This is a genomic window from Butyrivibrio sp. AE3004 (assembly GCF_000703165.1).
In the GTDB taxonomy this organism is placed as follows: Bacteria; Bacillota; Clostridia; order Lachnospirales; family Lachnospiraceae; genus Butyrivibrio.
In genome coordinates, this window is the sequence record NZ_JNLQ01000002.1 from 300,621 (window position 1) to 313,421 (window position 12,801).

Here is a 12,801-nt window from a genome sequence, read left to right on the forward strand (position 1 = left end):
TCTATATGTGAAGAGCGGTACTCAGAGTAAGGGCATAGGACAGAAAATCTGGAATGCTATTGAGACGGGGCATCCTGAGGTTACGCATTGGGAGACCTGCACGCCATACTTTGATACAAGAAATCTGCATTTTTATATAAACTGCCTAGGATTTGCGGCAGTGGAATTTTATAATCCAAAACATAAGGATCCTAACGCTACGGAAGGAGATGATGGTTCAGTTTTTTTCTTTAGGTTTGAGAAGAGAATTTAAGGAGGTTGCCATGATTAAGATTTACGGAATGCCTACATGCCCATATTGTGATTATGTGCATGAGCAGATAAAAGGCAGAGAATATGGCATCAAATAAAGAGTATTTGGATTTCATACTGGAACAGCTTTCTGGACTCGATGATATTACTTATCGGGCAATGATGGGAGAATACATTTTATATTATCGTGGCAAGGTGGTTGGCGGTATTTACGATGACCGTTTTCTGGTAAAGCCGACAAAATCCGCTGTGGCAATGATGCCTGATGCTGATCTGGAAATTCCCTATGAAGGTGCAAAAGAGATGATTTTGGTTGATGATGTTGAAAACAGGGAGTTTCTTCGGAATCTGCTTGAGCAAATGTATGAAGAATTGCCTGAACCAAAGAGGAAAAAGAAATGATCAGGGCTGCAAAAGAGAAAGATTTTGATTCTGTCAAAAACATAACACAAACAACTATAAGGTCAGTTTATCCCAAGTACTATCCAAGCGGAGCGGTACAGTTCTTCAGTGACCACCATTCCGATGACAGAATCAGAGCGGATATAGTTGCCGGAATAGTATTTCAGATTGAAGTAGATGGAAATGCAATTGGAACAGTAACAGTGGCAGATAATGAGATAAACAGGCTATTTGTTCTTCCGGATTATCAACATAAGGGGTATGGTAGAGAACTTATGAAATTTGCTGAAGAAATGATAAGCAAAGAGCATGAGAATATTATTCTTGATGCATCACTACCAGCTAAACAAATATATCTCAAACGTGGTTATGTAGCCACAAAATACAACATGATTAAAACAGAAAACGGGGATTATCTATGCTTTGATGTTATGGAGAAACAGCTGTGATGGATATAAGATCAAGTATTGCTGACACAAGATTGTAGCAGATATGGTCTCATTATTGTAGATAGCTTTGACAGTTCAATACGCTTTCTTAAAAAGAAGGATACGGCATATGGATACGAGGAAGTACTGAGGAAGCATGATAAGATTGTAATAGAAAGCTACGATCTGCTGGAAACAGATACAGAATTATATCTTACTGAACAAGTAAACAATATCAAGTTTGAGAAGAATTACAGTTTAAAGCTCTTTCCGCTGGGGAGAGGAGCGTTATATAAGTGCAGAACGGGCCTGAATAAGTGTATTCAGGCCTGTTTTGTTTTGGGAATGATACAATAAATTCAGATATATAGTAAGGGAAACTAAAATATGAATAAACGAATCAGGCAATATATAGGAATCATAGCTGCAATATTGACGTACTATGTGGTTCATGAGGGTGCTCATTTTATCTGTGCTGTTATACTAGGAGTATTTAAGCAAATCAACTTTATGGGGGTAGGTGTACAGATAGATGTTTACCGCGAAAAGATGACAGATAATGAACTTGGCATTTTCTGCCTGGTAGGCGCTGTAGCTACTTTGCTTGTGGGATATGTTTTAGTGTTTTTCGCAAGGAGAATTTGCGAATCAAAAAGCAAACTGATACGTGCTACTTCCTACTATATGACAATAGCTCTTTTGTTCCTTGATCCTTTGTACCTAAGCTTAATATGTGGCTTTGTAGGAGGCGGAGACATGAATGGGATTAAACTTATGTGTCCTGAAGCCATGGTGCGAGTGATATTCGGCATAGTATTTGGTATTAATGGACTTGTTTTCTGGAAAAAAGTTCTGCCAAATTATAAAATGTCTTTTAAGGAATAGTGTTTGTAGAAGGAGTATTCTGATGATGGTTACAAAGAAGGAATTAAAAGAATCTCTTTTAGCTCTTGGAGTTACGAAGGGAATGACTTTGGAAGTGCATTCATCGCTCAGTAGTTTTGGTGAACTTGAGGACGGCGCAGAAACTGTGATAGACACATTAAAGGATATAGTTACAGAAGAGGGCAGTATTTTTATGCCTGCACTTCGTCTTAGCAAAGAGCTTCCTCTTTCAGATGATGACAGGAAGCTGGGAATTACTGTTAAGATAAAGGTGCTTCCGGCCGATGCAGACAGAACTGCAATGGGAATCGTAGCAGACACATTCAGAAAACTCCCTGATACCTACACAGGTCAAGATACCATAAGTACTTCAGGCTGGGGAAAGCATGGAAAAGAAGCGGTGACAAGCGGACTTGATTATCCGATCCACAATGGAGGTAAGGCTCTTTTACTTGGGGTCGATATTTATAAACTTACCGCAATGCATTATGTGGAAGGTATCACACCTGAGGATATAAACAAACAGTTTGAGCCAAGTGAAGAGATTAACCGAAAATACCCTCCGGAAGAGTGGTTTATGGAAGCCGGACATCCTCCTGTAAAGGCATGGTACAAGATTCAGGATATGGCCTATGAAAAAGGACTCATAAAAGAAATGTCAATAGGCAAGTGTAAGGTAATGTTTTTCGATATCTGGTCAGTAGTTTCTTTGTATGAAAATGAGTTAAAACGTGATCCCTATGGGCTATGGGGGATGAGACCTGGATTGTAATTCAGACAGTTAACTATTTCAGATTTGCCTTCTTTGCTTTGATTATACAAGCAATTGGATGAAGACGATAAGCAGTGCGCTTTTGACCAAAGCGAAAGGGTCTGGAAGGAAATAGAAGAGAATCCCAATATTCAATATTTTGGTGCAATTGATAACGGTAAAGTTGTTTCTACCTGCTATGCCGTTTACATTCCGAATCTTACTCGTGGAAATAGAGGCATTTGCTTCATCGAAAATGTGGTCACAGATAAAGAGTATAGAAACCGTGGACTGGCTTCAAAAGTCATAGATATGGCGATTGCCTTTGCGAAGGATCAGCACTGCTATAAAGCTATACTTCAGAGCGGAATAGCCCGTACCGGAGCACATCAGTTTTACGAAAATAAAGGCTTTAACGGAGCATCAAAAAAGGCTTTTGATATGCGACTGGAATAGCACTACATTTTGGAAACAAATTGTTTGCAAGAGCATTAATTAGAATAGAACTGATTAAGGGAGAGAAACATGAAACGGGGAATAAAAAAGATTTTGAAAGTGACAGGTATTGTTATTGTCACGTTTATAGCTGGTGTTTTATTAGCACATTTCATTGGTAGAATAATCAATAACCGAACACCTGAAAGTGGTATAAATGAATCGATGTATGTAGATATAAACGGCACGGAAAATTTGTAGATAATAATGACAATAATGATTAGGCCTGTATCAATGATATGGGCCTTCAATTTTGAATATGGTTAGCAGAAACTAACAACTGGTGGTATCATGTAATTGAATCAGATTATCGTTTGTGGGAGGGAAGCAGGAAACATGGTTTGGTGTTTGCATTGATACCGGCAGCTCTTGTGGGATTATTCGTAAGTATGATGAGTTAATAAAAAAATACTGAGGGCTTGAAGCAGCAAAGAAGTTTAGGCTGCATCTTGTGACCAGAAAATCGTGATAGGGGGAAATATGATTCTTGTATTAGAATGCCTGGTTGTATGTTTTATATTGTTTTTGCCTTGTGTTATTGCAATCGCAAATGGAGCAGAGCAGGGTGTGTTCCTGTATGAAAAGGATGTTCAGGAACGTGTGGTTCAGATGGGACTTATCACAAAGGATAAGATAAATAGGAACGGCAAGGTCTTCAGGATTACGTTGTTGCCAATGGTTGGCTTTGTCCTCTGGGCTGTTTATGGTATTAATGGAGCCAGGGGATTTGTGCAGCCATTTCTTCAGATATACGCCATGGCTATGGCTGAAGGACTTTTCGGCAGATTCTTTATTGACTGGTATTGGGTAGAACATACCAAGGCCTGGACGATTCCCGGAACTGAAGATCTCAAGCCATATATTCCAAAGAAGAAAAAGATTTTGAAGTGGATGATCACGATTGTGGGCAATCCGATTATTGCAGCTGCGTTGGCAGAGATAATGTTGATATTCATTAAATGATGTTTACCAAATGTATACTAAATGTACCGAAATATTAGCGGATCATTACTTGAAGGCCCCAAATCGATATGTTATTGTTATAATGCGCCAAGAAATGAACGACACGGAAGTCCTTCATTTCCTGGCTTTTCTTTTGCAAAAGAATTCATGATAGGCTGGAGTGCGGAAAAGAACAGGCTGTTCTATGAAAAAAGTGCGAATGCAAAAATAATTCCGAATTCATTTCCAGGGGTATATAAAAACAGCATATAATGATTATAAAACGTTAATACTATCATTAGAAAGTGTAGTATTGCAGTATGATTTGGCTGAAGGAGAAGTATATACATTTGCCAAAAATAAAATTGAACGAATGAAATTAAAGGCTACAGAGAAGATAAGCGATTTATGAAAATGGGGTCAATATGTCAGAAAAAGAGCCGTTTAACAGTACAATTTACTGTTAAATGGCTCTTTTTCTGTTATAGTAGAAATATGTTTTTTGTTGGAGGACGCTTATGGTATTTGGGGAAATATCTATAAAGGATAAGCTTGGCAGGATTGTAGTACTTAGAAATGCAAGACCGGAAGACTCTGCAGATCTTATAAAGTATCTGAAGACAACAAGTGCCGAGACTCCTTATCTAATCAGAGAACCCGATGAAATCACAATTACAGAGGAAAAAGAGAAGCAGTTCATCCAAGCTAAGATAGATGCTGAAAGAGAACTGATGCTTGTTGCGTTTATTGATGGAAAGCATATCGGAAACTGTTCTCTTATGAGTATTGCACCATACAAGAGATACAGTCACAGATTTGTTATCCATAATAAAGGGAAAATAGATTCTCTTGATGATTAAGAGCTGAGAGCAACTATAGGGGGCTAAGATGATACTTGTTATAGGAGCTACGGGATTTGTTGGAGATGAAAAAGTTAAGGAGAAAAATTGGATATGAGTAAAGACATGACAGTGCAGTGTGACAAGGGACTTATTAACATCAGAGTAGGTGCAATTATTCTAAAGGATGGGAGGTTTCTTATGGTTGGGAACCATATCAGACCAGAGTATTTATACTCTGTAGGTGGCAGGATCAAGTTCGGAGAGACTGCCGAGGAAGCAGTAATACGTGAGGTGTATGAAGAGACTGGCAAAAGAATGGAAGTAGACAGGCTGGGATTCGTTCATGAGAATTATTTTTATGGGGATGCGGAGTCTAACCTTGGGAAGCTGATATATGAAATATCTTTTTTCTTTTACATGAAGGTCCCGGAGGACTTTGAACCTGAGTGCAGCAGCTTTACTGAGGATGAGCACGAGGAATTTCTCAAGTGGATTGCACCGGATGATCCGATAAAGTTTTACCCGGAGTTCTTCAGGACAGAATTATTACATCCGTTAAATGAGGTTAAGCATTTTGTGACGGATGAGAGATAATATAAATTTATTTGCCAGATATTCATGGAGGATTTTTTGAATATGTATAAATGCCGAGAAACGAAAACACATACTTGAGTGATTGACTGCTGAGGGTAAAATTTCTCCGGTAATTGTGGAAGGCTTTAAGCCACTTTTTTATTATCGCTCAGAAGATGAAGAGCTGATGCAGCAGGTGCTTCAGGGAAATGCTGGTCTAAAGCCTCGTATGTCATTCATGGCTCCGCTTGATCCGTTGATGTGGGATAAGGCATTTATAAAGTCTTTGTGGGATTTTCAGTATTCTTGGGAAATATATACTCCGGTAGTTAAAAGAAAATATGGCTATTACACTTTGCCTATACTTTACGGAGATAAGTTTGTAGGACGCATTGAAGCCATACCGGATCGCAAAGAAGGTATTCTGAAAGTCAAATGACTCTGGTGGGAAGATGAAATCCGGCAGACGAAAAAGCTTAATACGGCATTGGAGCGGACGCTTAAGAATTTTGCGAAATTTAATGATTGTGAGAGCGTGGCTTGGAGTAAATGAGATGATGAAAAATAGAAAACATTAGTGAGTGATATAATTACTTTGTACTATGAAATATAGCTAAGACAGGTATCATGCCAAAATCTGTGTTTGGATTATTTGAAAGATTCAGCACTTTTTCAGCAGTTATATTTAATGCTGCTCTGGGAGCATATATACTTCTTGGTAAATTCGGAGAGGACTTTGAATGAACATGAACACATCTTTCAGGAAACTATGCAATTCAAATTACTTAAAACTCATAGCTATTATTGCTATGACAATTGATCATGGAACAGATTTATTGTTCCCCGGATTCCCTACTGAACCTGTGCCGCTCATTCTTCATTTTATTGGCAGGCTGACAGCACCGATCATGTGGTTCTTTGTGTGTGAGGGTTATCATTACACAAAAGATGTTAAGAAATATATGTTAAGGCTAGGGATATTCGCTGCCATATCGCATTTTGCATATTGTTTTGGATTTGGAATAAGCCTTAATCCTCTGGTGGGAGGAATATTTAACAGGACCAGTGTTATGTATCCTCTGTTTATTGCAGTAGTTGTTCTTTATATTGAGGATCACATGAACAACTGGAAGCAGTGGCAGAAAAAACTCGTTCAAACGATACTTATTCTCAGTTGTTTTCCTGCGGATTGGAGCTGTATTGCAGTTCTTTCGATACTTGCCATGTATAGTGAAAGAGGAAATCTTGAAAAACAGATCATCAAAATGATTGGCTGGGTATTTGTATATGGCGTAGTATCGTATCTTTTTGTAAGCAAAACATATGCGATCGAACTCATAGGAGTACTGATGGTGTACCCTGTTCTTAAGCTTTATAACGGAGAGCGCGGAAAAGCAAAGTGGATGAAGTGGTTTTTCTATATATACTATCCGCTGCATCTGATCATAATTGGAATAATCCGTGTTCTTGTATATGGAAATGTCAATATTTGTCTGTAAATTAAAGAGGTATTTTAGAACCAGAAAAGGTATAAGAGTCAGCTTCTGTTTGAGATCTCGAATTCATGCGCTGAGAAAGTAAAGCTGGATGAGGAAGTACATCCGTTTAATACTGAGGAAGAGTTTACAACAATCCTTTTTGTGACTGGAATCATATTAATCATTACTATGTCTGTGAACTTATAGAAGATACCGGTGTGCAGCATCTTACTGAAGCTGAGGAACGTGCTGGATATATTATTAAATGGGTTCCATTGGATAAAGCAATAGCAATGTTTGGTGAATATGAAAAATATCATGAAAGCAATATAGCTGATTATGGGCTTTATCGCAGGGAACATGCGGCATTAAAGGAATACAAGGAGCGATAGTGGAGGTTATAGTTATGAAGTACAGTGTTGATACATACAGGCTTTACTCAAGTGAAAAGTTTTTCTCATTCTGTATTAGAGTCAGGGTGACAATGAAAGATGAAGTAGATATTGATGTACTACGAAAGTCTGCTAATACAGCTATGCATCGCTACCAATACTTTGCGAAAGAAGTTGTCATTGGAGAGGATGGCGGATATGATCTTATCCCCAATAAAAGAGAGATTATAGTGCTTAAAACTCCTGAAAAGCTACCAAATTTGTGTAGTGAAGAAGTGAACCGGCATCTCCTTTTCTTGGACTGCACAGGTCGTGATATCTTTTTTAATATAAGCCATTCCATGTGTGGCGGGAAGGGTATGATGCCCTGGCTGCAGACCATCTTGTACCAATATGTTGCTGATAAATATGGCATTACCCCATATGCACCTGGTATCAGGAAAACTGACAGCGACCTGCTTCCGGGAGAAACAGATGAACCGACACTAGATATGCTTCTTAACGAAGAACCAATATATGAGTACAAGAGTAAAAAGCCGGTAGTAATGCTGCTGGACTACTTAAATGGCATGTATAACCCATTTAAGAGAGATCCTATTTATTATCAGTTTACATTTGAACAGAGTGATATTATGTCATTTGCCAAAAATAATGATTCAAGTGTTGCAGCATTTTTTCTTATGACTTTAGCCATGGCACTTAACAAGGTTCTTCCTGAAAAGTATAAGGTTATAGGTGGCGAAACAGCTCATTTTCCCGGTGCTGACATTGGGCTTCCAAACAGTTACCATGATATACTCAGTCATGTGCATATAGATTATGATAGAAAATACTTCAGGTACGATGTTGAGAGACTTGGAACCTATACCCGCAGTCAGATAATTCTTCAGGCTGATCCAACAGTAAGTAATTATCAGCTTCGTAAACAATTTAACTTTTTAGAGAAAATCGATGAGATATCAGGGCAGAAGAATAAGATTGCTGCCTATGCAAAAAATGATCCGTCAAGTGGCAAGGAAGCCCAGCACGGAACATTTATATCTAACTACACCGGATGGGCTGACTTTGGAGAAGTTGCGAATTATATAGAATCATTATTTGCGATGGTAGACGGACATCTTCTTTTGGAGACATTATCCATGTCAGATAAGATTTTTCTTTCGTTTATGCAGCTGATCAAAGATACGAAATATGTGAATGCTTTCTGTGAAGTCATGGACGAACTGGGTATTCCATACAAAATGGAGGGACCGTTCCCAAATGTCAGGCCGAAACATCAGCTGCCGCATGAATAATTCATATTACTACAAGGCAATCAATATAGGAATTGTTGAAGAGAATGTAGTTTTGCGCAGATGGTATGAGCAGAATGGAGCTGTTCATGTCGGAACAAAGAAATTTGATTTTTTTCCATTTACATGTGGATATATGAGGAAGGAAATATAAGAAAATGAATAAACAGATGATATATTTCCTAATCAGGGCAAAGAGGGCGACTTATGCAGGTAAGGGAGCTGAGACAGTACCTTCAAGAGAAATGAGATGATTGATAAGAAACTTCTTAAGCTTATTGGAAAGTGATATTCTAAATAATTCAAAGATAGGAGGAGCAACAGCGAGTTGCGTGTATTATGAATATCTACGTATTAGAATATCTTGAATATCCATTACCAAACGGAGCCAAGGTGAAATTCCTGGACGATAATGTTACATATCTTGGTAACCAGCTTGAGGCAGAATTTGGTGGAGACAGATGTTTCGGGATTATTGCAAATATGGATTTCATAATGGTATGCACATATGAGGCAGAGGGTGCAAATCCAGAAATTGTTCTTTATAAGAAAAGATAAGGTTTTATTACTGCTTTTACGAGACTGTAGATTATGATGGAAATTAAGAGGATAGAAACTAGTGGAATTACATATATTGAGCCGGTTAATGGAGCCACAAGCGAGTGGTACTATGGCATGGATTATGAGCACGGAGATCTTTATGAGGCAGATGAAGTTTTTCGTGAGGGCCATAAAGTAAAGGGAAGAAAGCTATGTCTGGTTCATTATCCTGACGGACAGGTTTTTGTTCCTGTGCCAAAGACAGAAGGGCATTATAGTGATACACCGGTATTCTTTGAGAACGGAATTTTTATCATCGACGTGGACTTTCCTAATGAATTGATCCGAATAATAAGGTTCGATTGTAATGATTATCATTTAAGTATTCATAAGGAACTTCCGCTATCTTCGGTAAAGGATTGCTACAATTTACAGCTGCATACCACACCGCTTATGCTTTCACGGCAATGTGGCAACGAATTAGATATTGTATGGCCGGAAAAACTCAGCATTTCAATGGGTAATCACGACACCTTTTTCATGAGGGATGGAGAAAAACTTTTTTTTAGCAGGTGGTATGAAGAAGGCGAAGGAGTTGATTACAGATACTGGGAGGAGACCATAGTCAGAAATCTTTCCGGAGATGTGATCGAGACGCTTCCTGGAGATATAATTCAGATGCCAAACGGAGAGATGTGGCATTTGAGGTAGTGGATAAGACAAGCCGATGCAAACCGATTTCCGGTTCCCTCGCATCGGCTTGAACTTGTTTTTACGCTCTTATTCTACGTAGTAGACATAGTTCTCTTTTCTGAGAGCAGCATCCTTTGCAGTCTCTGCAGCATCCATAAGATTTCCTATTACAAGAGATCCATCATAAACATATGTGGGCATATCCTTATTAGCAAGGACAATTACTATATTTCTTTTGCTCTAAAAATCAAGCCCCTAACGTCATAAAAAGTCAGAGGTCTTGCATGACTCTTTTTCTGTTATAGTAAAATATGTTTGGAGGACTTATACAGATGAAATCTTTTATAAAACTTACAGACTTCAAGAAAAGTGAATTATTTGAGATTTTCAAGATTGCTGATTCTATAGAGCAGTATGACGAAGGTGGCGTGAGATTTTTCCTGCTGCTTGGAACAGAGCACGCACTAATGATTGATAGTGGCATGGAGGTTCATGATGCAAAGGAGCTTGCTGGAGAAATCACAGACCTGCCTATCATACTGTTCAATACACACGCGGATATTGATCACATCGGCAGTAATGATGAATTTGATGAAGTCATGATAAATCCTGCAGAGCTTATTAATTACAGTAAGCCTCATCCTTCACAGAAGATAATACCGGTATATGACGGAGATGTTCTTGATATCGGAGGACGGAAGCTTCTTGCAATTGCACTTCCCGGACATACACCCGGAAGCATGGCACTTCTTGACAAAAACAGTGGCATGTTTTTTTGTGGTGATACTATCCAGGATGGCAGGATATTCATGTTCGGATCAATGCGGGATATGAGTGCATATATCCATAGTCTAAAAAGACTGGAAAAATTTAAGGATGAGATAAAGAGTATTTATGCAAATCATGGCACATTGCCACTGGAGTATTCAATTGTAGATAAGCTTATAGAGGGTGCAGTGAGGGTTGAAAAAGGTGAGCTTACGCCAACAGAGGCAGAGCTGTTTGGGCAGACCGTCAAAGTATATGATATAGGGGTGGCAACGTTTCTGTGTGACTAGGAAAACACTATAGAACCTGTATTTTAACATATTACAAAAAGGAGGAGGCTTGAAATAATGACACCTAAAATCTGGTTATTTATCGCATTGATTGGAGTGCTTGCACCGGTTTATCTTTTGTTTGGAGTAGCAACTTCCAAAAACGTCAAGGAGATGTCCGAAAAGAACAAGGAAGAGATTGAAAAGAACAGGGACAGGCATAAATACATGATACTTGGACAGAGCTGGGGAATGGGAATAGGAGTAGCAGTTGGATGTATAGCAAGCTATTTCTTATCAGGAAAAGTGTCGACAGGTTTGTGCCTTGGAACAGGACTTGGAATGTTTGCAGGTATGATGATTGGAGCAATGATTGATAGGAAAAAGGCATCGGATGCATATTGATCTTCTGCGTTGGCGTTAATCTTGGTTGGGGCAAAAAAGTGCGAGTGGTCAATATGCTGCCTTAGTGACAGCGGTTATTGCAGCATACATACCGGATATGTGATGCAAAGTACAAAGTGAACTCGGGAGAGAATCCTGAAAGATGCATGGAGAACTTTTATGAGGATTATTCTTTCACCTGCAAAGAAAATGAATGTGGATACGGATAAACTTGAGTGTCAGGGGCTTCCGGTATTTATTGACCAGACGGAGGAAATACTTGAGTGGCTCCGTAATAAGTCGCATTCTGAATTACAGAAACTGTGGGGATGCAATGATAAGATTGCGGAGCAGAATTATAAACGCATTAAAGAGATGGATCTTCGAAACAGACTGACGCCTGCCATACTTTCATACGAAGGAATTGCGTTTCAGTATATGGCACCTACGGTGTTTGAAGACAGAAGCTTTGATTATGTGCAGGAGCATCTTCGCATTCTTTCAGGTTTTTATGGGGTGCTGAAACCTATGGACGGAGTTACGCCATACAGACTTGAGATGCAGGCTAAGGCAGTGATTAATGGATATAAGGATTTATATGATCTGTGGGGCGTGAGGCTCTATGATGAAGTATGTGACGGTACAGGCGTTATAATAAACCTTGCATCGAAGGAGTATTCCAAGTGCATTGAAAAATACCTGAAACCGGATGACTGTTACATCATTATCACATTTGGTGAGATGGTAAATGGGAAGCTTGTGACAAAGGGAACATACGCCAAGATGGCCAGAGGTGAGATGGTGAAGTACATGGCAGAAAACCTGATTGAAGATCCGCAGGAGATAAAAAAGTTTGACCGACTCGGATATGCATATAGGGATGATCTTTCATGTGATACTGAAATCGTTTTTGAAAAAAGAAATAGTAGCTAGTCATACCTAAGGGCAAATTACAACGAAGGAATATTAGAGTTTTGGTGGTGGAAAAGTTATACGGAAGGATTGAATTATGAGATACCTGAAACTTCTGAACCTGTTACCGCTTTGCATATTCTTTTTGATGTACTATCAGAGCGGCACTGTACTTCATAGGGCACCATTGTTTCTTGTGGCAGCTCTTGGAATAATGAATGGTTTTGTCTCAAGAAATATGAAGGAACATATCATTTTATCGCTGATGCTGTTGTTGTCTTGCGCTATAGGGATGATAGGTTTTACATATTACTACTATTACTTTATTGACGCTGCTGATGAAGCACCTATAATCGGTGCATTTGTCGTTATTGTTTACGGGATATTTGTGATGACAGCCTTTGGAATAGGAGCGGTTGTCATGGTAATAAAGGATAGAATCAGGAAAAAGAATGAAAACACTGAGACAGATTCAGCAGAGTAATTACTACAGAAAACATAAA

General features: G+C 38.8%; 21 protein-coding genes and 1 pseudogene. 21 read left to right on the forward strand and 1 reads right to left on the reverse strand.

What is annotated here, in order from left to right:
- Positions 1-7: 7 nt before the first annotated feature.
- From BV60_RS0104090 to BV60_RS0104195, 17 genes are all read left to right on the forward strand, one after another.
- A complete protein-coding gene (locus BV60_RS0104090) occupies positions 8-253 on the forward strand; it encodes a hypothetical protein (RefSeq protein WP_051656507.1) in 246 nt (81 codons plus the stop codon).
- A gap of 83 nt (positions 254-336) precedes the next feature.
- Positions 337-654, forward strand: coding sequence for a TfoX/Sxy family protein (locus BV60_RS0104100; RefSeq protein WP_029319681.1), 318 nt, complete (start codon positions 337-339; stop codon positions 652-654).
- Positions 651-1,103: a GNAT family N-acetyltransferase gene (locus tag BV60_RS0104105; protein WP_029319683.1), complete on the forward strand. Its 453-nt coding sequence runs from the start codon at positions 651-653 to the stop codon at positions 1,101-1,103. Before BV60_RS0104100 ends, BV60_RS0104105 begins: the two co-directional genes overlap by 4 nt.
- A gap of 18 nt (positions 1,104-1,121) precedes the next feature.
- Positions 1,122-1,439, forward strand: coding sequence for a hypothetical protein (locus BV60_RS0104110; protein ID WP_029319685.1), 318 nt, complete (start codon positions 1,122-1,124; stop codon positions 1,437-1,439).
- A 30-nt stretch (positions 1,440-1,469) separates the two neighbouring features.
- Positions 1,470-1,967, forward strand: coding sequence for a hypothetical protein (locus BV60_RS0104115; protein ID WP_029319686.1), 498 nt, complete (start codon positions 1,470-1,472; stop codon positions 1,965-1,967).
- 22 nt (positions 1,968-1,989) lie between these two features.
- Complete coding sequence (locus BV60_RS21675) at positions 1,990-2,739, forward strand: AAC(3) family N-acetyltransferase (protein ID WP_029319687.1); 750 nt, start codon at positions 1,990-1,992, stop codon at positions 2,737-2,739.
- Between the two features lie 54 nt (positions 2,740-2,793).
- Positions 2,794-3,174 (forward strand): GNAT family N-acetyltransferase, encoded by a 381-nt coding sequence (locus tag BV60_RS20880; RefSeq protein WP_197029525.1) that lies wholly within the window; start codon positions 2,794-2,796, stop codon positions 3,172-3,174.
- A 519-nt stretch (positions 3,175-3,693) separates the two neighbouring features.
- Complete coding sequence (locus BV60_RS0104135) at positions 3,694-4,176, forward strand: hypothetical protein (RefSeq protein WP_029319689.1); 483 nt, start codon at positions 3,694-3,696, stop codon at positions 4,174-4,176.
- A gap of 497 nt (positions 4,177-4,673) precedes the next feature.
- Complete coding sequence (locus BV60_RS0104145; RefSeq protein WP_242840945.1) at positions 4,674-5,015, forward strand: hypothetical protein; 342 nt, start codon at positions 4,674-4,676, stop codon at positions 5,013-5,015.
- A 93-nt stretch (positions 5,016-5,108) separates the two neighbouring features.
- A complete protein-coding gene (locus tag BV60_RS0104150) occupies positions 5,109-5,591 on the forward strand; it encodes an NUDIX hydrolase (protein WP_029319695.1) in 483 nt (160 codons plus the stop codon).
- Positions 5,592-5,673: 82 nt separating this feature from the next.
- Positions 5,674-6,009 (forward strand): DNA glycosylase AlkZ-like family protein, encoded by a 336-nt coding sequence (locus tag BV60_RS20885; protein ID WP_051656508.1) that lies wholly within the window; start codon positions 5,674-5,676, stop codon positions 6,007-6,009.
- Between the two features lie 301 nt (positions 6,010-6,310).
- Positions 6,311-7,069: a TraX family protein gene (locus BV60_RS0104165; protein ID WP_242840946.1), complete on the forward strand. Its 759-nt coding sequence runs from the start codon at positions 6,311-6,313 to the stop codon at positions 7,067-7,069.
- 197 nt (positions 7,070-7,266) lie between these two features.
- Complete coding sequence (locus BV60_RS23070; protein ID WP_156035965.1) at positions 7,267-7,440, forward strand: hypothetical protein; 174 nt, start codon at positions 7,267-7,269, stop codon at positions 7,438-7,440.
- Positions 7,441-7,454: 14 nt separating this feature from the next.
- Positions 7,455-8,735 carry a hypothetical protein gene (locus BV60_RS0104175; protein ID WP_029319700.1) on the forward strand — a complete coding sequence of 427 codons (1,281 nt, stop codon included), beginning with the start codon at positions 7,455-7,457 and terminating at the stop codon, positions 8,733-8,735.
- Positions 8,728-8,886 (forward strand): hypothetical protein, encoded by a 159-nt coding sequence (locus BV60_RS22610; RefSeq protein ID WP_242840947.1) that lies wholly within the window; start codon positions 8,728-8,730, stop codon positions 8,884-8,886. Before BV60_RS0104175 ends, BV60_RS22610 begins: the two co-directional genes overlap by 8 nt.
- Before the next feature lie 185 nt (positions 8,887-9,071).
- A complete protein-coding gene (locus BV60_RS0104190) occupies positions 9,072-9,290 on the forward strand; it encodes a hypothetical protein (RefSeq protein ID WP_029319702.1) in 219 nt (72 codons plus the stop codon).
- 33 nt (positions 9,291-9,323) lie between these two features.
- Positions 9,324-9,983 carry a hypothetical protein gene (locus BV60_RS0104195; RefSeq protein ID WP_242840948.1) on the forward strand — a complete coding sequence of 220 codons (660 nt, stop codon included), beginning with the start codon at positions 9,324-9,326 and terminating at the stop codon, positions 9,981-9,983.
- A gap of 120 nt (positions 9,984-10,103) precedes the next feature.
- Here BV60_RS0104195 and BV60_RS24345 read toward each other — a convergent pair.
- Positions 10,104-10,193 (reverse strand): annotated as a pseudogene (locus BV60_RS24345) (diguanylate cyclase); the annotation flags it as partial.
- A 104-nt stretch (positions 10,194-10,297) separates the two neighbouring features.
- Here BV60_RS24345 and BV60_RS0104205 point away from each other — a divergent pair.
- The 4 genes from BV60_RS0104205 (at position 10,298) to BV60_RS0104220 (ending at position 12,782) form a co-directional block, all read left to right on the forward strand.
- Positions 10,298-11,023: an MBL fold metallo-hydrolase gene (locus tag BV60_RS0104205; protein ID WP_051656509.1), complete on the forward strand. Its 726-nt coding sequence runs from the start codon at positions 10,298-10,300 to the stop codon at positions 11,021-11,023.
- A gap of 57 nt (positions 11,024-11,080) precedes the next feature.
- Positions 11,081-11,407, forward strand: a complete 327-nt coding sequence (locus tag BV60_RS0104210; protein ID WP_029319707.1) for a hypothetical protein — start codon at positions 11,081-11,083, stop codon at positions 11,405-11,407.
- 159 nt (positions 11,408-11,566) lie between these two features.
- Positions 11,567-12,319: a peroxide stress protein YaaA gene (gene yaaA, locus BV60_RS0104215; RefSeq protein ID WP_029319708.1), complete on the forward strand. Its 753-nt coding sequence runs from the start codon at positions 11,567-11,569 to the stop codon at positions 12,317-12,319.
- Positions 12,320-12,395: 76 nt separating this feature from the next.
- Entirely contained in the window at positions 12,396-12,782 is a 387-nt protein-coding gene (locus tag BV60_RS0104220) for a hypothetical protein (protein ID WP_029319710.1), read from the forward strand.
- Positions 12,783-12,801 lie beyond the last annotated feature (19 nt).